General features: G+C 75.0%; 19 protein-coding genes. 13 read left to right on the top strand and 6 right to left on the bottom strand.

Going from position 1 to position 21,310, the window contains the following annotated elements; all coding sequences use genetic code 11:
• Positions 1-94 precede the first annotated feature (94 nt).
• Together GVV04_RS30005 and GVV04_RS30000 are read left to right on the top strand one after the other, a co-directional pair.
• On the top strand, positions 95-253 hold the full coding sequence (locus GVV04_RS30005; protein WP_161692383.1) for a hypothetical protein: 159 nt from the start codon (positions 95-97) through the stop codon (positions 251-253).
• Positions 253-1,218: a golvesin C-terminal-like domain-containing protein gene (locus GVV04_RS30000; protein WP_161692382.1), complete on the top strand. Its 966-nt coding sequence runs from the start codon at positions 253-255 to the stop codon at positions 1,216-1,218. The genes GVV04_RS30005 and GVV04_RS30000 overlap by 1 nt, the downstream gene beginning before the upstream one ends.
• A gap of 51 nt (positions 1,219-1,269) precedes the next feature.
• On the opposite strand, the gene GVV04_RS29995 is transcribed toward GVV04_RS30000, so the two are convergent.
• Positions 1,270-2,430 (bottom strand): helix-turn-helix domain-containing protein, encoded by a 1,161-nt coding sequence (locus GVV04_RS29995; RefSeq protein WP_161692381.1) that lies wholly within the window; start codon positions 2,428-2,430, stop codon positions 1,270-1,272.
• A gap of 184 nt (positions 2,431-2,614) precedes the next feature.
• On the opposite strand from GVV04_RS29995, the gene GVV04_RS29990 reads away from it, so the two are divergent.
• Positions 2,615-3,901, top strand: coding sequence for a YncE family protein (locus GVV04_RS29990; RefSeq protein WP_161692380.1), 1,287 nt, complete (start codon positions 2,615-2,617; stop codon positions 3,899-3,901).
• A gap of 61 nt (positions 3,902-3,962) precedes the next feature.
• Here GVV04_RS29990 and GVV04_RS29985 read toward each other — a convergent pair whose 3' ends face one another.
• Both GVV04_RS29985 and GVV04_RS29980 read right to left on the bottom strand, forming a co-directional pair.
• Positions 3,963-4,760: a S1 family peptidase gene (locus GVV04_RS29985; protein ID WP_161692379.1), complete on the bottom strand. Its 798-nt coding sequence runs from the start codon at positions 4,758-4,760 to the stop codon at positions 3,963-3,965.
• Positions 4,761-4,980: 220 nt separating this feature from the next.
• Positions 4,981-7,596 carry a CHAT domain-containing protein gene (locus tag GVV04_RS29980; protein WP_161692378.1) on the bottom strand — a complete coding sequence of 872 codons (2,616 nt, stop codon included), beginning with the start codon at positions 7,594-7,596 and terminating at the stop codon, positions 4,981-4,983.
• Positions 7,597-7,790: 194 nt separating this feature from the next.
• Between GVV04_RS29980 and GVV04_RS29975 the strand changes: the two genes are divergently transcribed.
• From GVV04_RS29975 to GVV04_RS29930, 10 genes are all read left to right on the top strand, one after another.
• On the top strand, positions 7,791-9,104 hold the full coding sequence (locus tag GVV04_RS29975; protein ID WP_161692377.1) for a S8/S53 family peptidase: 1,314 nt from the start codon (positions 7,791-7,793) through the stop codon (positions 9,102-9,104).
• 31 nt (positions 9,105-9,135) lie between these two features.
• The gene (locus GVV04_RS29970; RefSeq protein ID WP_161692376.1) at positions 9,136-9,768 is read left to right on the top strand and encodes an RNA polymerase sigma factor; all 633 of its coding nucleotides are present in this window, start codon (positions 9,136-9,138) and stop codon (positions 9,766-9,768) included.
• Positions 9,743-10,207, top strand: a complete 465-nt coding sequence (locus GVV04_RS29965) for a hypothetical protein (protein ID WP_161692375.1) — start codon at positions 9,743-9,745, stop codon at positions 10,205-10,207. Before GVV04_RS29970 ends, GVV04_RS29965 begins: the two co-directional genes overlap by 26 nt.
• 490 nt (positions 10,208-10,697) lie before the next feature.
• Positions 10,698-11,525, top strand: coding sequence for a helix-turn-helix domain-containing protein (locus GVV04_RS29960; RefSeq protein ID WP_161692374.1), 828 nt, complete (start codon positions 10,698-10,700; stop codon positions 11,523-11,525).
• Between the two features lie 132 nt (positions 11,526-11,657).
• A complete protein-coding gene (locus tag GVV04_RS29955) occupies positions 11,658-11,858 on the top strand; it encodes a hypothetical protein (RefSeq protein ID WP_161692373.1) in 201 nt (66 codons plus the stop codon).
• 105 nt (positions 11,859-11,963) lie between these two features.
• Positions 11,964-12,641, top strand: coding sequence for a MauE/DoxX family redox-associated membrane protein (locus GVV04_RS29950; RefSeq protein ID WP_161692372.1), 678 nt, complete (start codon positions 11,964-11,966; stop codon positions 12,639-12,641).
• Positions 12,541-13,080 (top strand): TlpA family protein disulfide reductase, encoded by a 540-nt coding sequence (locus GVV04_RS29945; protein WP_161692371.1) that lies wholly within the window; start codon positions 12,541-12,543, stop codon positions 13,078-13,080. The genes GVV04_RS29950 and GVV04_RS29945 overlap by 101 nt, the downstream gene beginning before the upstream one ends.
• The gene (locus tag GVV04_RS29940) at positions 13,077-14,936 is read left to right on the top strand and encodes an ABC transporter ATP-binding protein (RefSeq protein ID WP_161692370.1); all 1,860 of its coding nucleotides are present in this window, start codon (positions 13,077-13,079) and stop codon (positions 14,934-14,936) included. Before GVV04_RS29945 ends, GVV04_RS29940 begins: the two co-directional genes overlap by 4 nt.
• Positions 14,933-15,586, top strand: a complete 654-nt coding sequence (locus tag GVV04_RS29935) for a S26 family signal peptidase (protein ID WP_161692369.1) — start codon at positions 14,933-14,935, stop codon at positions 15,584-15,586. Before GVV04_RS29940 ends, GVV04_RS29935 begins: the two co-directional genes overlap by 4 nt.
• Before the next feature lie 82 nt (positions 15,587-15,668).
• Entirely contained in the window at positions 15,669-16,763 is a 1,095-nt protein-coding gene (locus GVV04_RS29930) for an RICIN domain-containing protein (RefSeq protein ID WP_201754380.1), read from the top strand.
• 46 nt (positions 16,764-16,809) lie between these two features.
• Here the strand turns inward: GVV04_RS29930 and GVV04_RS29925 are convergent, their stop codons facing one another.
• The 3 genes from GVV04_RS29925 to GVV04_RS29915 all read right to left on the bottom strand — a co-directional run bounded on the left by GVV04_RS29925 (position 16,810) and on the right by GVV04_RS29915 (position 21,267).
• A complete protein-coding gene (locus tag GVV04_RS29925) occupies positions 16,810-17,409 on the bottom strand; it encodes a hypothetical protein (protein WP_161692368.1) in 600 nt (199 codons plus the stop codon).
• 133 nt (positions 17,410-17,542) lie between these two features.
• Positions 17,543-18,187 carry a hypothetical protein gene (locus tag GVV04_RS29920; protein WP_161692367.1) on the bottom strand — a complete coding sequence of 215 codons (645 nt, stop codon included), beginning with the start codon at positions 18,185-18,187 and terminating at the stop codon, positions 17,543-17,545.
• Between the two features lie 239 nt (positions 18,188-18,426).
• Positions 18,427-21,267: a condensation domain-containing protein gene (locus GVV04_RS29915; protein ID WP_161692366.1), complete on the bottom strand. Its 2,841-nt coding sequence runs from the start codon at positions 21,265-21,267 to the stop codon at positions 18,427-18,429.
• Positions 21,268-21,310: the final 43 nt, after the last annotated feature.

Here is a 21,310-nt window from a genome sequence, read left to right as displayed (position 1 = left end):
CGAAGGGTATCGACATCGATGCTCGTGACGGTATAGCGTGCCCGTCATCCTGATCGTCGATCGACGGGCCCCCCGTCCCTCACCGAGGAGTGCCGTGGCCACCTCCCCCTCCGCCACCCTGCGGCGTCGGCGCCTGCTCGGCCTGCCGGCCCTGCTGGCCGCCGCGTTCACCGTCACCGCCACCGCCCGGCCCGCCCCGGCCCGCGCCGCCGGGCAGGCCGAGTGCCTGGCCGACCTGCTCGAGTCGTCCTGATGGCCACGGTCCCCTGGCTCGCCGACGTGCTGCGGGCCGCGGGTGTGCAGGTCGTCGAGGAGGGCGACTGGCGCAACCGGGCACGACCGGGCGACTTCGCCCCGATCGGGGTGCTGTGGCACCACACCGCGTCCACCTCCAGCGCCACCAACCCGCACCCAGCGCTGAACATCTGCATCAACGGCCGCCCCGACCTGGCCGGCCCGCTCTGCCAGGCCCTGGTCGACTACCACGGCGTGTTCCACCTGATCTCCGCCGGTCGGTGCAACCACGCCGGCGCCAGCCGGGGCAGCGGCCCGATCCCGGCCGGCGACGGCAACACCCTGATGATCGGCTGGGAGATCGACTACAACGGCGTCAACCAGGAGATGACCAGCGCCCAGTACAGCGCCTGCGTCGCCGCCACCGCCGCGGTGCTCACCCGCCTGGGCCGGGACGCCAGCCACGCCCGGGGCCACCGCGAGACCAGCACCTCCGGCAAGATCGACCCGTCGTTCATCGACCTCGACGTGATGCGCGCCGACGTCGCCGCCCGGATGTCCGGCGGGGGCGCGTGGAGCACGATCGTGGACAACACCACCGCCGGGCGGTTCACCGCCAGCGCCAACTGGGGCGTCTCGTCGTACTCGGGGCAGCGGTACGGCGCCGACTACCGCTTCGCCGATCCGGTGCAGTCCAGCGACGTCGCGTGGTACCGGGTCAACGTCCCGGCGGCCGGGAGCTACCGGATCGACGCCTGGTGGCCGGCGAACGCGGGCTACAACAGCGCCACGCCGTACATCGTGGCCACCACCGCCGGCAACCGGACCGTCCAGGTCGACCAGCGCGCCACCGGCGGACAGTGGCGTTCCCTCGGCACGTTCGCCCTGCCGGCCGGGGACGCCAACCGCGTCGGGGTCAGCCGGTGGACCACCGCCGCCGGACTGGTCATCGCCGACGCGGTCCGGTTCACCCGGATCACCTGAGGCCACCGCAGGGGGTGGGGTGAGGCGTACGGCCCGGACCGGCGGTACGCCTCACTCCTGCCCCAGCCAGGTCCGCAGCGCCCACCACCAGCGCAGGGTCTGCGGCACCGGCCACCGGCCGCCCGGCTCCGCGAGGGTCGGCGGCAGCCCGGCGAGCTCCTGCAACCGGCGCAGCCGGTAGCGGACGGTGTTCGGGTGCAGGTGCAGGGCGGCGGCCGTCAGGTCCAGCCGTTGCCCGTGGTCCAGGTAGGCCAGCGCGGTCGAGGCGAGCTGCCGGTGGAAGTCGTCGGCCGGGTCGAGGGCGCCGAGCAGCTCCCCGCTGACCAGCCCGGCCAGCTCCGGCTGGGCGGCCAGCGCGGTCTCGCCGGCCAGGTCGACCACTCCGTGTAGGCCGCGCAGCCCGGCCCGGGCGGCCACCCGCAGGGCGGCCACGCACAGCCGGTGCACGGCCGGGGCCTCGGCCAGCGGTCGGGCCGGGGCGGCCACCACGAGCACGGCCGCGTCGGCCAGGCCGGCGGGCGGCAGCCGTGGGGCCAGGCCGGCGAGTCGGTCGTCGACCGTGCCGAAGACTCCCCCGCCCCCGCAGAACTGCCGCCGCACCGCCGGGATCCGGGCCGGGTCGGTCAGGTCGGTGGCCACGCAGTGGTACCAGCCGTCGGGGCGCAGCCCGAACGCGGCCAACTCGTCCGGCCGGACGTCGGCCGCCTCGTCGAGCAGCAGCCGCCGTAGCAGCCGGTTGCGGGAGTCCCGCCGGGTGCGGACCAGTTCCAGCTCCGCCGCGTGGTGGCCGTCGACCAGGGCGCGCTCCAGGCCGCCGGCGTACCGGCCGAACTCCAGCAGGGCCTCCAGCAACGCGGTGTCGGGTATCCCGGCGGCCCGGCCGCGGTCGAGCGCGATCTCCACCACCTTCTGCCGGCCCGCCTGCACCCCGCGCAGCAGGCCGGCGACGGAGACGCCCTGCGCGGCCCGGTCGGCACCGAGCCGCCGCGCCGCCGCGAAGTCCCGTTCGCCGGGCTCCGCGAGGCGCTGGAAGGAGGCCAGCCCGGCGGCCAACAGGGCCGCCACGTGCCGGCGGTTCTCCGCCGGCGGCAGCCGCGCCACCTCCGGTGAGTGCACCCGGGCGGCCTGGACCATCTCGTCCACGACCTGCCGGTCCGCGGCCAGCTCGCGCAGCAGCGCGCCGAGGGGTCCGGCCCGTTCCGTCAACGCCATCGGCCCGCTCCCCCTCGGCCGCGACCGCTGTGGCCCGTCCACAACGGCCCGACCGGGTTTTGGCCCCCGGCGCCTACCGGGAGCCCGGCTTCGGTTGGTTTCCTTCTGTTACCGAAAGGTAACACCGCGCTCCGCGCCGCGGAGCCCCACGCCATGGCCGACCCATCGTCCAGGAGAGCAGTCCATGACCCCAGCACCGTCCGCGCTCCCGCACGCCCACCGCCCCCGCCCGCGCCGGTACGCCGCCCTCGTTCTCGCCGTCGCCGCCGCGCCCACCGTCGGCGCCCCCGCCGTCGGCCACGCCGCCGCCCCCGCCGCCGCCGGGCTGGCGGAGGTGATGTTCGTCGGCAACAACTGGGAGGGCACCGTGGACGTCATCCGCCCGCGCGGCGACTACGCCCGCCTCGGCCGGCTCAACGTCATCCCGGACAAGCAGCAGCGGCTCTGGGAGATCTACCTCAACCCCATCAAACTCGCGTTCTACCTGGGCATCCAGCAGGGCCCCGGCGAGGGGCACGACCAACTCGTCGACGACATGTACACCACCCCGGACGGCACCGCGCTGGTGGCGTCCCGGCCCAGCTTCGCCGACGTCGTCTCGATCGACCTGAGCAGCGGGGCGGTGCGGTGGCGGTTCCCGGTCTCCGGGTTCCGCTCCGACCACATGGCGGTCTCGCCCGACGGCACCCGGGTCGCGGTCTCCGCCTCCACCTCGAACAAGGTGCACGTCCTCGACATCAACACCGGCCAGCAGGTCGGCTCGTTCGGCACCGGCGACAAGCCGCACGAGAACCTCTTCACCGGCGGCGGCCAGCACATCTGGAACATGTCCATCGGCGAGGTGAACACCTCTCTCGACGACCCGTCGCAGGACTGGACCAAGGGCGACCGGCACATCACGATCGCCGACGCCGGCACCTTGCAGAAGGTGAAGGAGATCGACATGCGGCCCCGGCTGGACGCCTTCGGCCGCGGCGACCTCTCCGACGCCGTCCGGCCCGCGGTCTTCACCCCCGACGAGCGCAAGCTCTACTTCCAGGTGTCGTTCTTCAACGGCTTCGTCGAGTACGACGTGGCCACCGACAAGATCACCCGAGTCGCCACCCTGCCGAAGAACCCCAACACCAGCGAGGACCGCACCACCTGGGTCAACGACTCCCGGCACCACGGCATGTCGATCAGTCCCGGCGGCGCGAAGCTCTGCGTCGCCGGCACGATGGACGACTACGCCACCGTCGTCGACCGGGCCACCCTCGCCCCCGGCCCGCTGGTCGCCGCCAGCAAGCCGTACTGGGCGACGGTGAGCGGGGACGGCCGCGACTGCGTCATCTCCGAGTCGGGCGCGGACCGGGTCACCGCGATCAGCTTCACCACCGGCCAGAAGGTGGCCAGCGTGCCCGTCGGCGACCACCCGCAGCGGGTGCGGATCGGGCACCTGCCGAGCGACTGGACGCCGCCGGCCGCCCAGTAGGCCCGGCGCACGGTACGGCCCGGCCGGTGGTCCGGCCGGGCCGTACCGTGCTGTCGTCCGGTCAGCCGCCGAGGCTCGCGGCGCCCGCGGCGATCGCGGAGGCGAAGTAGCTCACCTGGGTGTAGACGCCCGGGTAGTTGGGGCGGGCGCAGCCGTTGCCCCAACTGACGATGCCGACCTGGATCCAGGCGTTGCTGGCGTCGCGGCGGAACATCGGGCCGCCCGAGTCACCCTGGCAGGTGTCGGTGCCGCCGCTGGTGTAGCCGGCGCAGATCTCCTCGGCCGGGATGATGTCGCCGCCGTAGTTGGAGTTGCAGACCGAGTCGCTGACGAACGGCACCGTGGCCTTGAGCATGTAGCGCTGCTGCGCGCCGCCCTCCCGCGCCGCGCCCCAGCCGGCGATGGTGAAGGTGCCGCTGTCGTACGCGCCGCTGGTGGCGATCGGCAGGGTGGCCAGGGTGGTGACCGGGGTGGCCAGCCGGATCAGCGCCCAGTCCTTGCCCGAGCCGTTGTAGCCCGGGGCGCGGTAGACGTAGTTCGACTTCACGGTGATCCGGCTGCTGGACTGCAGGTCGACCGCGCCGAGGGTGGCCGTGATGCTGGTGTTGGTGCCCGTGGCGCCCACGCAGTGCGCGGCGGTGAGGACCAGTCGGGGGCTGTAGAGCGCCCCGCCGCAGCCCATCGAGAGCCGCACCATGAACGGGAACTCGCCCTGGGTGGCCCGGGTGCCGCCGACGACGTTCGGGGTGATCGTGTCGTCGGGTGCCGCGGCGGCGGGTGCGGTGAGGGTGAGGCTGCCCGCGGTCACCGCGGCGAGCGCGGCGGCCAACAGGCCGGTGAGGGTGCGCCAGCGAACCATATGTTCCTCCGCATCGGAAGACCGGCGCGCCGGTGGACGCACCGCGGCCGGATGACGGAGATTCTATTGAAGTATATGAATTTCTGATCATCCCCTCCGGGTCATACGACGGCGCTATTCACGCGTCTGGCCGAGGCCCCGGCGGGCGGCGCGACCGAGCCGTCCAGCCGAGCCGAGCCGGCCGGGCCGGGCCGGCCGGGCCGGGCACCGCAGGCACCACTCAGCCGGCGCCGAAGCAGACGAAGGCGGCGGCCGTGGCCACGGCGGAGCCGTCGCCGGTGGCCACGAACGCGGCCTGGGCGTCGGCGAGGGCCCGCGCCGGCCGGACGCCGGCACGCATCCGCCGGTGCAGGTCCAGCATGAGTGCGGTGGTGAGGTCGGCCGGCACCGGCAACACGGTCGCCACCAGGCACCGGGTGCCCAGCGCCAGCAGCACGGCGGTGAAGCCCAGCACCTCGTCGCCGGGACGCACCCCGGACAGCCCCGAGTCGCACGCGGAGAGCACCACGCAGCCCGGCGGGCGGGGCAGCCGTTCCAGCTCGTACGCGAGCAACGGCCCATCGGCCAGCTCCAGGCCGGAGAAGAGCGGGTTGTCGGCCCGGAAGGTGCCGTGCGCGGCGATGTGGGCCAGCCCGGCGCCGTCCAGCGCGGCGGTCAACGCGGCGGCGGTGGCGTCCGCCCCGGCGAGCAGCCGGGAGCCGGGCAGTTCGCGGGCGAGCAGCCCGACCTCGGTCCGCGCTGCCGGCAGGCGCGGGCCCGCCGCCAGCACCGGTGCGCCGTCGGGCGCCGCCCGGCCGTCCGCGCGCAGCCAGACCGTGGCCGACGGGGCCACCGTCACCGGCCGCCCGGCGCAGGTCGGCAGGCCGGACCACGGGACCGCGTGCAGCGCCGCAGTCGGGACGAGCACCAGGGGGCGGTCGCCCAGCCGCCGCCGCAGCGGGTCGAACAGCTGCCGGTCCAGCGCCGCCGCGGCGTGCCCGACCCCGGCCCGGGCCGCCGCGGTGTCGCCGGTGGTGACCAGCCGGCGCAGGCCGAAGCGGTGCCGCCGGGCCTGCTCCACCGCCTCGGCGAGCGGACCGAGGTCGTGCAGGCTGGCCCGGCCGTCGCGGACCAGCACCGCCCCCAGGCGGCTGCCGTGCGCCACCAGCTCCACCAGCACGCGTGGGCCGAGCCGGGCGGCGAGCGCCGCGATGCCCGGCGGGGCCGTAACGTCGCCGCCGCCGGGCGCGCGCCGGGCCAGGTCCCGGATGCGCTGTTCGAGCCGGGCCTGTCGGCCCCGCAGCGCGTGCGTCGGCCGGCCCGCGAGCAGGACATCCTCCAACAGGCTGCTGACCAGGCGAAGCTCGCTGAGCGCCGCGACCAGGTCCGGGTCCTCGGGCGGCAGCGCCGGCCGGGTGCGTAGGGCATTGGCCCGCCACCGCTCCGCCCAGGCCAGGACCTGGCCCGGGGCGCCGGACCGGACCGCGAGGTCCAGTCCCTCGGCGGCCAACTGCTGCCCGTACGCCCCGCTGTGCGCCCGCAGCTCGGTGGCGCCGAGCGAGGCCCGGTGGCTGTCCAGCACGGCCAGTCCGCGCCGCAGCGCCCGGGCTGCGGAGCGGTCGTCCCCCGCGAGCCGGCGCGCCAGCGCCAGGGCGTACCACCCCTGGGCCCGGCCCGGCGCGGTGCCCCGCCGACGGGCCCGCGCCGCCCGGCCGAGCAGGGCCGCCGCCTTTCCGGTACGGCCGAGCGCGGCGGCCAGCCGGCCCGCGTCGATCCGGGTGGTCAGCGCGGGGCCGGGCCAGCCGGTGGCGTCGAGCTGGTCGGCGGTGCGCACCAGCGCGGTGAGCAGCGCCGCCGAGCGGGTGCCGCGGCGGAACTCGGCGCGCAGCTCGACGTGCCGGGCGAAGGCGGCCCAGGTGCGGCGGCCCTGGCGGCGGAAGCGGACCCGCGCCCGGGCGGCGGCGTCGGTGGCGGTGTCCAGGTCCCCGGCGAGCAGCGCGGCGCGGGCCTGGGCCAGCAGCGCCTCGGCCAGGTCGGAGGCCATCCCCCGGCGGCCCAGCTCCCGCACGGCCGCCCCGGCCACCTCGACCGCCTCGTCGAGCAGCGGCACCGACAGCAGCAGCTCGAACCGGTCCAGCAGCAGCGCCGGCCGGGGCACCGACAGCCGGCGGTACTCCTGCTCGACCTCGGCGAAGCAGCGCAGCGCGCCCACGGTGTCGCCGCGCTGGCCCGCCGCGATGCCCAGGTTCCAGCGGGCGTCGGCGGCGGCGAGTTCCAGCCCGAGCCGCTGGAAGATCACCGCCGCCCGGGCGAGGTCGTCGTCGCGGCCCCGGCCGGTGCCCCGATGGGCGTTGAGCAGACCTCGGTTGTTGCGGGCCCGGGCCTCCAGCAGCGGGTCGTCCTCGCGCTGGGCGATCTCGACGGCGAGGGAGTAGTCGCGCACCGCCTCGTCGTAGCGGCCCCGGTAGTGCAGCACCACCCCCCGCTGCATCCGGGCACGCCCGGCGTCCGCCCCGGTGAGCGGCGGCAGGGCGGCGGTCACCGCGCGCAGGGCCGCGCCGGTGCGGCCGGCGTTGGCCAGGACGTAGCCGAGGCTCATCCGGGCCAGCGCGCGGGTGCGGGGTGTCGCGGCGGCCCGCACCGCCCGGCGCAGGTGACGCAGCGCGCCGGGCAGGTCGTTGAGCTCCCGCAGGGCCAGGCCGACGGCCCGTTCGGCGGTGGAGCGCTCGTCGCCGGTGACGGCGCGGCCGGCGGCGAGCACCCGCTGCGCGATCGTGATCGCCTCGCGCGGATAGCGCTGCACCGCGTCGAGCGCGGACTGGGCCGCTCCGGCACCGGGATCGGCGCTGTCGGCCATGTCGGACAGCGTTCCCGATGAACCGACCAGCGTCAATGCGGACGCGGTCAGTGGGAGTTCCATGGATCTGGGCGACGATTCACGTCATTGACATTCAACAATGGTTTGGAAGAATCAGCCCTGCCCGGTAAGTGCTGTGGCGCCCGCACCGGGGACACCGCCGATCGCGCCGCCCGCAACCGCATGGAGGACCGGTGCCGACTGACCTCCCCAGCCCGCCGCCAGCGGCCGGCCGGCTGTCCCGACGCCGGGTGCTGACACTCGGCGCGCTCGCCGCGGCGGCGGCGCCCCTGGGCAGCTCGCTACGACCCGCCGCCGCCGCCGGCGACACCGGCGACGACGACGCGTACCAACGCGCCTTCTCCGACGCGCTGGCCGCCGACCCGAACATCCGGCGGCACACGGTTGCGGGCCGGGAGTTCCTCTACCGCCCCCGGCAGTTGCTCGCGGCCAATGCCGACGCCCAGCGGGTCATTACCTGGCTGCGCACGCGCGGGCACCAGGTGACCGTCGGCGCCGGCTTCGCCGGGGTCACCCGACTGGTGTTCGCCAAGGAGACCGACGTCCCCACGGTGGTGTCGGCGCTGCGCAACCCCCAGCAGTGGCAGGGCCAGCCGGTCCCGGCGGTCCAGCCGCACCACGTGCTGCTGGGCCTGGGCAACATCATGGGCAACCCGGGTGGGCCGCCCCAGGCGGTGGGCGCGCTGGCCGCGCCGGACCCGGCCCGGCTCGGCGAGGGCGCCGGGGTCACCGTCGGCGTCTGCGACACCGGGATCTGGCAGCAGGCCGGCGCGTACCACCCCCAGTGGCTCGGCGGCAGCTACGTCCCGGAGTCGGACGACGAGGACGCGCTCTACGTCTCCGGGACCGTGCTGGCCGCGCAGGGCGGCCACGGCACCTTCGTCGCCGGGGTGGTCCGGCAGGCCGCGCCGGGAGTCGGGGTCGACCCGGAGCAGGCGCTGAACCCCACCGGCGTCGGCGACGAGGCGATGCTGGTGGCGGCCATGGCCCGGCTCGGGCCGCAGGTCTCCGTCGTCAACCTGTCCCTGGGCGGCTTCACGCAGGACGACCTGCCCCCGCTGCCCCTGGTCAACGCCGTGGCCGCGCTGCCGGCGCAGACCGCCGTGGTGGCCGCCGCCGGCAACGCCGGCACCAGCCGCCCGGTCTGGCCGGCCGCCCTGGGCCGGGTGCTCGGCGTGGCCGCGGTGAGCCGGGCCGGCACCGGCATCGCGCCGGCGGCGTACAGCGGTTTCGGCCCGTGGGTCGACGCCTGCGCGGTCGGCGAGCACGACAGCACGTACGTCGTAGGCCAACTGCCGCTGCCGGGGCGGCCGACCCGGGTGTTCCACGGGTTCGCCGGGTGGGCCGGCACCTCGTTCGCCACGGCGTACGTCTCCGGCCGGCTGGCGGCCATGATGGTCGCCGGGGGCCTGACCGCCGACGCGGCCCGGATCGCGCTGCTCGCGAACCCCCGCTGGCATCCCGACTACGGCGTGCTGGTCGCGTGAGATTCCGCCCGGTCGGCGAAGGGGCACGCCGGTGAGCGACCCGACCGCCACCAAGCTGGTCGCCGCCGCCACCGGCGGTGACGAGGCGGCCTGGGCCGAGCTGGTGCGCCGCTACACCCCGCTGGTGGTGTCGGTGATCCGGGCGCACGGGATGAGCCGCGCCGACGCCGCCGACGTCAACCAGACCGTCTGGCTGCGCCTGGTGGAGCGGCTGGACCAGGTACGGGACCCGCAGGCGCTGGCCGCCTGGCTGGCCACCACCGCCCGCCGAGAGTGCTACCGGCTGTCCCGCCTCGGCCGGCGCAGCCAGCCGGTCGACCCGTACGACGACGCACTCGACGCCCGGCACGGGCCGCCGGTGGACGCGCCGGCGCCGGACGAGGAGCTGCTGCGGGCCGAACGCGGCCAGGCGCTGCGGGAGGGCTTCGCCCAGCTCCCGCCCCGCTGCCAGGAGCTGCTGGCCCTACTCACGGCCGACCCCCCGGTCAGCTACCGGGAGATCGGCGAGCGACTCGGCATGCCGGTCGGTAGCATTGGGCCCACCCAGGGCCGCTGTCTGCACAAGCTGCGTAACTGCCCGGCGCTCGCCCCGTTCCTCGGGGCCCGTCGCGGCCCCAACAAGAACGGGGGTGACCGCGATGGCGCCGTGGCCGCCGGCCGATGACGATGCCCTGACCGTGGAGCTGGGCGCGGCGCTGTGGGACGCCGGGCCCGTCCCCGAGGAGTTCCTGACCGCCGCGCGGGCAGCGTTCGCCTGGCGGACATTGGACGCCGAACTGGCGGTCGCCGAGCTGATGTTCGACTCGGCGTGCGACGCCGAGCCCGCCGGGCTCACCCGCTCGGGCGGCACGGCGCGGACCCTGTCCTTCCGCAGCGGCGCCGTGGTGCTGGAGATCGAGGTGAGCGACGCCGGCATCGTCGGCCAGCTCTCCCCGGCCCGAGGCGGTCGGGTCACCGCCCGGACGGCCACCGGCCAGTACGACGAGTCGCCGGTCGACGAGGTGGGCTTCTTCTCGCTGGGCGCTCCCCCGGCCGGCCCGGTCCGGCTCGCCGCCCGCGCCGACGGGTACGCGGTGGCCACCGACTGGGTCAGCCTGGGCTGAGGCCACGGGGCCGGCCTGTCGGCACCCACCACTGACGGGCGCCCTTCCCTCGGATCCGACATCGCGGGCGGCGCATGCCCGCCGCCCGCGCACCGCCGCCCGGGGAAGCGCGGTGGTCCACCGCCGCCCGGGAGACGCGCGGCCGTCACCGCCGCCCGGCACAACGCCGATCCGCCGCCGCCCGGGGACGCACGGCCGTCACCGCCGCCCGGGGTACGCGCCGTCCGGGACAACGCCGATCCGCCACCGCCCGGGGACGCACCGCCAGGCCCGCCGCCGTCCGAAGCGGCGGGCCGACGCTGTCCCGGACAGTGCCGGACAGCGGCCCTGAGCAGCCAGGACAACCGGTCAGGTGTCCTGGACGACGAGGTGTCTTGTCAGTCTCCCGACCGCCTCTACAGGGTGGAGGCAGCCGCGCACACGGCCCGCCCGGCCCAGTAGTCGGGCGCCGACGTTGCGGCACTCTGCCACAGACGAATCGGGGGATTCGATGGTCACGGCACACCAGTCGCGCCCGGCACATCGGTCGGCGGGAGCAGCAGATGTCGACGGCCGGCCGCCGGGCATCCGCGGATACCGCCGCTTCGGCCGCCATCCCGACCGCCCGAAGGACTACCTCGCGGTTCCCACCGACGCCGTGACCCTCGTCGCCGAGTTCGACCCGGACGGGGACGGGGACGGGACCGTGGTCGATCCGGACTCGTTCGCCTACACCGTCTACGGCCTGCACACCCGGCCCCGAAAACGGATACGCGGGGTCCGGCCGTACACCCTGGAGATCGCCCTCGAACCGTGGGCGGCGTTCACCCTTCTCGGCGTCCCGATGCACGAGTTGACAGACGTCGCCACCGACCTGACCGACCTGCCCGGCGTGCCGACGGTCGTCCTCACCGACGCGATCACCGCGGCACCCGACTGGCGCCGGCGCCTCCACGGGCTCGACCAGGCCCTCGGCCGCTGGCTGGACCGGGGGCCCCGGTGCTACCCGTACGTGCTTCGCGCCTGGCAGCTCCTCACCGGCAGCGGCGGCACGGCGTCCGTCTCCGGCCTGGCCGCCTCGACCCACTGCAGCGCCCGGAATCTGGAGCGCGGCTTCCGCCAGCAGATCGGGCTGTCGCCGAAGACGGCGGGACGGGTCGTGCGGTTCCAGCGGGCGCTCCGACTGCTGGTCGGGGGCAGCCCTGCCGCCGAGGTCGCCGCGGTGTGCGGCTACTACGACCAGCCGCACCTCACCCGTGAGTTCTCCCGGATGACCGACCGCAGCATTTCGCGGTACCTCCTCGAACGCGGCGCCGACCCGGGGTTCGTCCGGCCCTGACCGCGCACGTCGCTCCGGCGGCCACCGGCAGCCGGTCGGGTTTTTCCAAGACGATCGATGCCGCCGTGCACGAAGGTTGTCCACATAACCGGCACCTGGGCTCTACAGCCCGAAATCACCATGGAGGTGAACATGTACCGACAGATCGAAGCGCTGGGCGGCAGGCTCCTCGGCCTCTTCGTCCCCCGGGTCGAGGCGGCTGCGGCGACGACGGCGGCCTGCAAGTCCTGGCCCGGCTGCTGGCAGTGCAACAAGGCCTACGGCGGCCACTGCTCCTACAACGCCCCGTGCTCGACGTGCAACAACGGCGGCTCCTACAGCTGCTTCTGCTGATCGCACGGGCCGTGCCGGCGGGCTCTGCGATCCGCCGGCACGGCCCACCCGGGCACCGATACGCCTCCGGGCCCGGCCCATCCGCCCCACGATCGAGGAGGTTCGGTGCAGTACCTGACGATCGGGATCCGGTTCCTGCTCGGCACGGTCTTCCTGGTCTCCTCGTTGAGCAAGGTCACCGGGCGCGGGGCGTTCGAGACCTTCGCCGCGTCGATCCGCGACCTGGGGCTGGCGCCCACCCGCGCCGTACGGCCCCTCGCCGGCACCGTGGTCGCGGTCGAGTTCGCCGCCTGGACGCTGCTGGCTGTTCCGCTGCCCGTGACCGGCGTGGCCGGCCTGCTGGTGGCGGCGGCGCTGCTCCTGGTGTTCAGCGCGGGCATCGCGGTCTCGCTGCGGCGGGGCACCCGGACCGCCTGCCGCTGCTTCGGCGCTTCCACCGTCACCCTCGGTCTCCCCCACGTGGTCCGCAACGCCGTCCTCGCCGCCCTCGCGGCAGCCGCCGTGCCGGCCACGCTGGAACCGACGCCGACGCACCTCGGCGGAGCCGCACTGGCCGCCGTCGCCGGCACGATTCTGGGCCTCCTGGTGGCGGCCGGGGACGACATTGCCGAACTGCTCCACCCGATGTCCCCGGCCCCCGACCGCCAGCGCGGGCCGCATCCACACAGAAGGGGTACGAAGAATGCCGTTACTGGTCGCGGCCCTCACCCTCGTCGGGCTGATCGCCACCGTGAACCTGCTGCTCAGCATGGGCACCATCAAGCGACTCCGCGAGCACACTGAACTGCTCGCCAACCTCGGCGGAGGCCCGGCGTCCCTGGTCGCCGGCGAAGCGGTCGGTGAGTTCAGCACCGTCACCGTGGACGACCGGCCGCTCGACCGGGAATCGCTGACCGGCGAGACGGTCGTCGGCTTCTTCTCACCGACCTGCCAACCGTGCAAGGAGAAGCTGCCGACCTTCATCGACTACGCGCGGAACCGGACCGGTGGTGACCGGCGGGCGCTGGCAGTGGTGGTCGGGGACGCCGACCAGGCCGCGGACTTCGTCAGCCGGCTCTCCCCGGTCGTCCGGGTGGTGCTCGAGAACCCGGACGGCCCGATGAGCCTCGCGTTCAAGACGCGGGCGTTCCCCACCGTGCTCGCGGTAGCGCCGGACGACGACGGCCGGCTCGTCGTCACCGACGACCACTTCGCCCTAGACCAGCCAGCCGCCCTGGTATGAGCGGGCGGACCGACCGGGCGACGACCGGGCCGACCAGGGCCGCGCGGGGCATCCGTCCCGCCTGGGCGCTGGCGGCCCGGACCGCCCCCGGAACCCTGACGGTGTACGTGGTGGTGATGCTGGTCGGCGGGGCGCTGCCGGTCCTCGCCGCGTGGCTGACGAAGCTCATCCTGGACGGGCTGGTCGGGGGCCGCCCGCTCGGTGGGCTCGGCTGGCTCGCGCTCGGACTCGCCGGGGCCGGCGCGCTCGTCGCGGTGGCGCCGCAACTGACCACGTACCTGCGTGCGGAGTTGGACCGGGCGGTCGGGCTGGTGGCCCAGGACCGGCTCTTCGCGTCGGTGGACGACTTCGCGGGGCTGAGTCGCTTCGAGGACCCCGGGTTTCTCGACCGGCTCCGCCTGGCCCAGCAGGCTGCCGGAGGGACACCCGGCCAGATCGTCGACGGCGTGCTCGGTGGCGTCCGCAGCGCGATCACGGTGGTCGGCTTCCTCGGCTCCCTGTACCTCCTCAGCCCGCTGCTGACGCTCGTCGTGTTGGGAGCCGGCGTGCCGGTCCTGGTGGCCGAGATCGCGCTGTCGCGTCGACGGGCCCGCATGTTCTGGAACGTGGGCGGCATCGAACGGCGCGAGTTCTTCTACAGCGACCTGTTGTCCAGTGCCGAGGCGGCCAAGGAGATCCGGCTGTTCGGCACGGGCGGTTACCTCCGCGGCCGGATGCTCGCCGAGCGGCGTGACGCCAACGCCGCCAAGCGGGCCGTCGACCGCCGCGAGAGCTGGATCCAGTCCGGCCTCGGCCTGCTCGCGGCGCTGGTGGCCGGCGGTGGCCTGCTGTGGGCGGTGGCCGCCGCGCGCGCGGGCAGGCTGTCGGTCGGCGACCTGACCGTCCTCGTCGCCGGTGTGGCCGGGGTGCAGGGCGCGCTCACCGCCCTGGCGGGCGAGGTGGCGCGAGCGCACCAGGCGCTGCTCGTCTTCGAGCACTACACGGCGGTGACCGGGGCCGGGAACGACCTGGTCACCGCCGCGCCGCCGCGTCCGCTGCCGCCGCTTCGTCACGGCATCGAGCTGCGGGACGTGTGGTTCCGCTACTCGGAGGAGCACCCATGGGTGTTGCGGGGCGTCGACCTGTGGATCCCGGCGGGCCGGTCGGTCGCGCTGGTGGGGCTCAACGGTGCCGGCAAGTCCACCCTGGTCAAGCTGCTGTGCCGATTCTACGACCCGACCCGCGGCGCGGTCCTCTGGGATGGTGTGGACCTGCGCGAGTTCGACGTGACGCACCTGAGGCAGCGCATCGGCGCGGTGTTCCAGGACTACATGCGCTACGACCTGACCGCCACGGACAACATCGGCCTGGGCGACCTGGCGTTGCGCGAACAGCACGACCGGGTGCGGATCGCCGCCGAACGCGCCGGCATCCACGACGAGATCGCGGCCCTGCCGCAGGGGTACGACACCCTGCTGTCCCGCATCTTCTTCTCGGAGCGGGACAGGGAGGACCAGACGACCGGGACCGTCCTCTCCGGCGGCCAGTGGCAACGCCTGGCCCTGGCCCGGGCGTTCCTGCGCGACCAGCGTGACCTGATGGTCCTCGACGAGCCGTCGTCCGGGCTCGACGCCGAGGCCGAGCACGAGATCCACACCTCGCTGCGCCGGCATCGCAGCGGGCGGACCAGTCTGCTCATCTCGCACCGGCTCGGTGCGGTGCGGGACGCCGACGTGATCGTCGTGCTCCGCGACGGGCGGGTGGTGGAGCAGGCGGACCACGTCACGCTGATGGCGACCGGCGGGGAGTACGCCCGGCTGTTCACCCTCCAGGCCGCCGGCTATCAGGCGACGGCCGCGGGGAGGGAGGAGGCATGACCGGCGGGCAGGCCCACCTGCTCCGGCCCCGGCCGCCCACAGCCGCAGACGCCCGCCGCATCCGACGCCGCATCAGGTGGAGGCGGGCGGCGCCCGGACTCACCGCCGGCGGGCTCGGCGCCGTCGTCGCGCTCGGGGCGCTGGACACGCCGTGGGTGACGCTCCCCGGCGGCCTGTTCGCGGTCGCGCTGGTCCGGGCCGGTTCGGTCGTGCTGCGGCGGCACTTCGTCGCCGTCACGGTGCGCGGCGCGAGCATGCTTCCCGCCTACGGCGACGGCGACCGGGTCCTGGTACGCCGGGCCGGGACACCCGTCGTGGGGCAGGTGGTGGTGGTCGAACGCCCCGCGCACGGCTGGCGTCTGCCACCGCTGCCCCGAGGCGCCTCGGCGGCGGTGATCGCCAACCGGATCTGGATGATCAAGAGGGTCGCCGCGGTGGCCGGGGATCCGCTGCCGGGGGGCCTGCCGGCAGCGCCGGACGGGCCGGGGGGGCGCAGCGTGCCCCGGGACCGGCTGGTGCTTCTCGGCGACAATCGCGCGGCCAGCGTGGACTCGCGGCAGCTGGGCCTCTTCCCGACGGAACGCGTCCTCGGCGCGGTACTGTCCGGCGGCCGGGAACCCGCCCGGGGGGTGACACGAGCCGGGACATGACCGGACACCGGGGCCGTCAGCAGCTGGCATCTGTCAGATCACCGACCATCCTTAAGTCGATATCGATCTATAGCCTTGGGGCGTGACGACATCCGGAGCGGACCTTCGGCCGGACCAGGCAGGCACGACGGTCGAGTTCCTCGCGTTGCTGCGGGAGCTCAAGGACCGGTCCGGCCACACCTACCGGGAGCTGGAACGGCGGGCGGCGGCACGCGGCGACGTCCTGCCCCGGAGCACCACCGCCGCCGCCCTGCGCGGGCACTGCCCACCACGGGCCGAGTTGCTCGAGGCGCTGGTACGGGCCTGTGGGGCTGAGGAACACCTGCAGAAGTGGCTGCGCGCCCGGGATCGGCTCGACGCGGCCGGGGAGCAACCGGATCAGCCCCTGGCGCCCGAAAACCCGCCACCCGGCCCGCTCGCACCACCCGACGGCGCCCGGCCCGACCCGGCCCCGGGCGGCGGCCCGGCCGCGACCACGGATGGGCGCTCCGACGGGGGCACCCTCCGTCGCACACCGGCGGCCCGGTGGCGGCCGGCGGGACGCCGGTTCCGTCCGGCGCTGGTCGCACCACTCCTGGCGAGCCTGCTGGCCGTCGGCATCGGAGCATCGCCGACGACGATGTCGGCCCGGGGCACGCCGACCGGCCCGGCGGCGACAGCGGGGCCGCAGACAACCGGCGCGACCCTCCAACAGACCCCGCCGCTGCCCGCGAGCCTCCTCGGGGAGATCCGCATCCGCCCCGTCACCGCGCCCGACCTGTGTCTGACGGACGGCCGCGTCCTGGACCTCCGGTACACCCCGCTGGTGGCGGTGCAGCGCGCGTGCGACGAGGTGTGGCCGCAGACAACCGCGCTCCAGCCGGCCGGCGACGAGACCTACCGCATCAGGTGGGACCACCCCGACTACGGTCCGGGCTGCCTGCGGGTTCTGACCGCGGGGCCCGGCGCCGGGCTCCTGGAGCCCTGGGACGACTGCGCACACGGCAGCCGCTTCCGGATCGAGCCGTCGAGTTCGTACGACAGCGACACCTATGTCCTCCGCGTCCCCGGCTACGGCTGCGTGGGTATCCGGGACTCCGGCACCTCGGCGGGGACCGAGGCGGTGATGGGACGCTGCGTGGGCAAGGGCGGCCAGGTCTTCCGCATCGGGCCCGCGCCCCCGCCCGGCGCCGAATGACGCCGGGCGGCGGCGAACCGGCCGGATCCGCGCCCGCCCGCGAAGGCTAGACCGACTGCAGGGCGCGCCAGGCGATGTTGTTGTTGTACCGGACGTTGACCTGCAGGTCCGGGGTGATCAGCAGCAACGGGTCGTCTGGGGACTCCCACACGGCCAACAGCGAGAAGTTCCCGGGACCGGGCACAGCGCCCCACGCGACGACCACGGTCGTGACGCCCAGCGGCACGACGACGGGCACCGTCGCCACCCAGGTCAGGTCCGTCGGCCAGGCCATCCCACCGCCCGGGGACGTGCGGTAGATCCGCAGCGCCCCGCTGTCGATGCCCGTGCCGTACGGGCCGGGGTTGCGCAGCGTGACGAAGATGTAGTTGGTCATGCCGACGATCGCGTTCGCGCTGGTCGCGCACCCCATCGCCGTCGGGCAGACCTTGATGTCGGGGCTGGACCAGATCGGGTTGTACGAGTGCGGCTGGAGGCCGGAGTCCATGGCGACGTCCCGCATCCAGACGTCGGTGGGGGTCATGACCCGGTCCGGCTTCCCGGTCGGTGGAGCGGCGGTGGCGGTGGTGGCCAGCAGGCTCGCCAGGGCCGTGCCGGCGAGCAGGGCCAGCGCCGCGCGGCGGGCACGGCTACCCAGAAATGCCATGACGACTGTCTCCCATCGACGGAGGTTTCCGGCCCGGTTCCCGCGCCGGCGTGGTCATGCCTTCAGGAGCCGGCCGACCGACCGCAGATACCGACGCCGGGGGTGGCGGTTGTCCAGATGACGCCAGGCCGGATCAATCAGACGCCGGGCCGGATCCCTGAGGGCCACCCGTGAGCGGGTTGATCGAGTTGAGGTCGCGCCAGGCGATGTTGTTGTTGTTCCGGACGTTGGCCAGGATGTCGGCGGTCAGGAACGGCAACGGGTCGTTCGGCGACTCCCACACGGCCAGCAGGGAGAAGTGACCGGGGCCGGGGACGCCGCCCCACGGAACGCTCACCGTCGTGACGCCCGGTGCGACGACGACGCTCACCGCCGCGACCGGCAGCCAGCCCATCGGCCAGGCCATGCTGCCGCCCGGGGTCGTACGGTAGAACCGCAGCGCCCCGCTGTCGATGCCCGAGCCGTACGGCCCGGGGTTGCGCAGCTTCACGAAGATGTAGTTCGTCATGCCGACGATCGCGTTCGCGCTGGTCGCGCACTCCACCGCCGTCGGGCAGATCTTGACGTCGGGGCTGGCCCAGACCGGGCTGCCCGTGTGCGGCTGGAGGCCGACGTCCGTGGCGACGTCCCGCATCCAGACGTCGGTGACCGCCATGACCCGGTCCGGCTCCCCGGCCGGTGGAGCGGCGGTAGCGGTGGTCGCCAGCAGGCCGGCCAGGGCCGTGCCGGCGAGCAGGGCCAGCGCCGCGCGCCGGGCGCGGCTACCCAGAAATGCCATGACAACTGTCTCCCATCGACGGAGGTGACCGGCCCGGGGACACTCCGGCCCCCGCGTCGGTGTGGTCATGGCTTCAGGAGCCGGCGTGGCGGGCGGAGATACCGTCGCGGGCACCGGCCTTTGACAGATGACGCCAGGCCGGATCAATCAGACCTCGTGGACGCGACAGCTCGGCCACCCGGGCTGACGGCCCGGGCGCGCGGGCATCCCGGGCGGCACGTCTGCGCCACCCGCCAGCCCTACCGGGGGAAGGCGGGGGCCGGCGACGGCGACCACGGCCAGGGCACGTCGTGGAAGGCAGCCTCGACCAGCAGGGCCTCGACGGCCCGCAGGAACCGCTCGGCGCGCTCCGGCGGCAGGTAGCGGGTGTCCACGGTGATCGCCAACTCGACCGCGCCGGGGGCGTCGACGACCTGGAGGCGGCAGCGCCAGGCGAACCGGTCCAACTCCTCCAGCCAGCGGAACGTGCTGCGGCCCACCGCCGCCCGAAGGGCCGCCTCGTCCGGGCCGACCGGTTCGGGGCCGGCGGCGGGCGGCAGCCGGATGTCGTTGAGGTAGCAGAACGGGGCCAGGGCGGTGCGGTGGTCGAGCCCCCGCTCGGCGAACGCGCGTTCCAACTCGGCCGGGTCGTAGTAGGCGTGCCGGTACGCGTCCAGCGACGCCCTGCGGGCGCGGGAGAGCAACTCGGCGAAGCCGGGCCGGTCGGCCAGGTCGAGCCGGCAGAGCCCGATCTGGTTGAGTTTGCTGATCGCGACGTCGTACTCGGGCTGGAACCGGTTGTTGGCCATGGTGAACACGCCGCAGACGTCCCCGCCGTTGTCGGCGGTGAGCACGGCGGCGGTCGCCGCGAGCAGGACTGTGGCGTTGCTGACGCCGTGCCGGGCGGCGACGAGCCGGGCCGCGTGACGCACGGCCTCGGAGACCAGCGAGCCCCGGCGGTACCGGGGGTCGAGCCCGGGGCCGACCTGGTCGAACAGGCCCACCGTGAGGCCGGGGAAGTGTCGCGTCCAGTACGCCACCGCCCGGTCGCCACGACGCCGTTCCCCGTCCCGCTCCCGCTCGGCGACGTCGAGGGACTGCGGTCCGGGCGGGTTGGGCAGCGAACCGCGCAGCACGAGCAGCCGCAGGTCCCGCAGCACGGTCTCGGTGGAGTGGAAGTCCACGGTGGAGTGGCTGAAGACCAGCACGACCTGTCGTACCCGATCGTCCACGGTGACCAGCGCGGCCCGCAGCGGCCACTCGGCGGCGTGGTCGAAGCGGGGGGTGCCCAGCCGGTCGGCCAGGGCCGCCGCGGCGGTCCGGCCGTCGGGGTCGGCCGCGGCGTGCGGGACCGCGTGCACCAGGACGGGCAGCCGGCCCGCCGGAGCGGCGGACTGGTAGAGCTCGCCGTCGACGCAGCACACCCGGGTGCGCAACGACTCGTGCCGGTCCACCAGTGCCCCGACGGCCCGCGCGGCCCGCGCCACGTCGACGTCGGCCCGCCGGGAGACGGCCAGGACGCGACGCAGGTTCAGCACGCTGTGGCTCGGGGACTCGAACTCCTCGACGGCCCGCCACATCGCCCGTTGGCCCCAGGTGAGTGGGCCGGTCCCGACCCGGCCGCCCGCGAACTGGGCGTACGCCACCTCCTCGCCGGCTTCGGTGGGGAGCACCACGGGCGGTGTCGCCACCGCGACCGGGGCCGCCGCCGGGGCGGCCGACGGCCAGGACACCTCGGCGAATGCCGCTTCCACCAGCAGTTCCTCCAGCTCGCGCAGGAACGGTTCGACCGTGTCGACCGCGACGTGACGGGTGTCTACGGTGAGGGTCACCCCCACCCCGCCCGGCTCGTCGACCACGTGGGTCAGCAGGTGCCAGGACGCCCGGTCCAGCCCCCTGGTCCAGGAGAAGCCGGTGCGCGCCATGGCGGCCCGCAGGTCGCGCCGGGTCACCTCCGGTGCGGCAGCCGCAGCGCCGACGGGCAGCCGGACGTCGTTGAAATAGTAGTGCGGCAGGAATGCGGTCGCGTAGTCGCGGTCGGCGTCGGCGAATCCCCGGCGCAGCGCCGAGGGGTCGTAGAAGGCGTTCCGCAGGCCGTTCAGCGACGCCTGCCAGACGCGGGACAGCAGCAACGGGAACGCGGGGCGGTCCGCCACGTCCAGGACGCCGAACCCGATCTGCCCGAGGTTGGCGACCGCGTTCGCGTACCTGACGGGGAACCGGTTGTGCGCCATCGGGAACAGGCCGCAGCGGTCCCGCCCGGACCGGGCGGCGGCCAGCGCCGTCACCCCGGCGAGCAGCACCGCCGAGGTGCTGACCCGGTGCCGGGCGGCGAGCGCCCGGGCCGCCAGGTCGACGGCCGAGGAGACCAGCACTCCCCGGCGCAGCTGGGGGGTGAGCCCGGGGCCGCCCGACGGCAGCGGCTCGGCGGGCAGCCGCGCGAACTCCCGCAGCCAGTACGCCACGGCCCGCTCGGAGCGGCGCCCCTCGGCGCCGTGCTGGAGCCGGGCCACGTCCACCGACTGGGGGCCGGGCGGGGTGTCGACCCGCCCGCGCAGCAGGAGCAGCCGCAGGTCCCGCAGGACCACCTCTGCGGCGTGGGCGTCGACGGTCGAGTGGCTGAAGACCAGCACGACCTGCCGTACCCGGCCGTCCACGGTGACCAGGGCGACCCGCACCGGCCACTCCCGCGCATGGTCGAACGCGACGCCGCCGAGGCGGTCCGCGGCCTCCCGGGCGTCCCGCGCGCCGTCACCGGTGCCGGCGAGCACCAGCAGCGGCAGGTGCCCGGTCGCGGCGGCCTCCTGGCGGGGCTCGTCGTCGACCGTGCGCACCCGGGTGCGCAGCGACCCGTGTCGGGCGACCAGCGCACCGAGCGCCCGGGTGGCGCGCTCGGTGTCGACGCCGGCCCGGGCGGAGACCGGCACCGTGCGACGCAGGTTGAGGAAGCGGTGGTTGGAGCCGTGGCGGGCGTTCGCCCGCCAGGTCACCTGCTGGGCCCAGGTCAGCGGCGCCGTGCCGGCGCCGGCACCGTGAAAGGGCGCGTGAACCAGGGTCTCGTCGGCCCACTCGGCGGGCACCACGGCATCGGCAAATCGCATCCCCGACCGTACGACGGGCCGTACCGCCCGGGGTCGGTCGATC

This window comes from Micromonospora rubida (assembly GCF_009908295.1).
Taxonomy (GTDB): domain Bacteria; phylum Actinomycetota; class Actinomycetes; order Mycobacteriales; family Micromonosporaceae; genus Micromonospora; species Micromonospora rubida.
The sequence above is the reverse complement of the archived record's forward strand: the minus strand, read 5'-3'. Positions and strand labels throughout refer to the sequence as shown.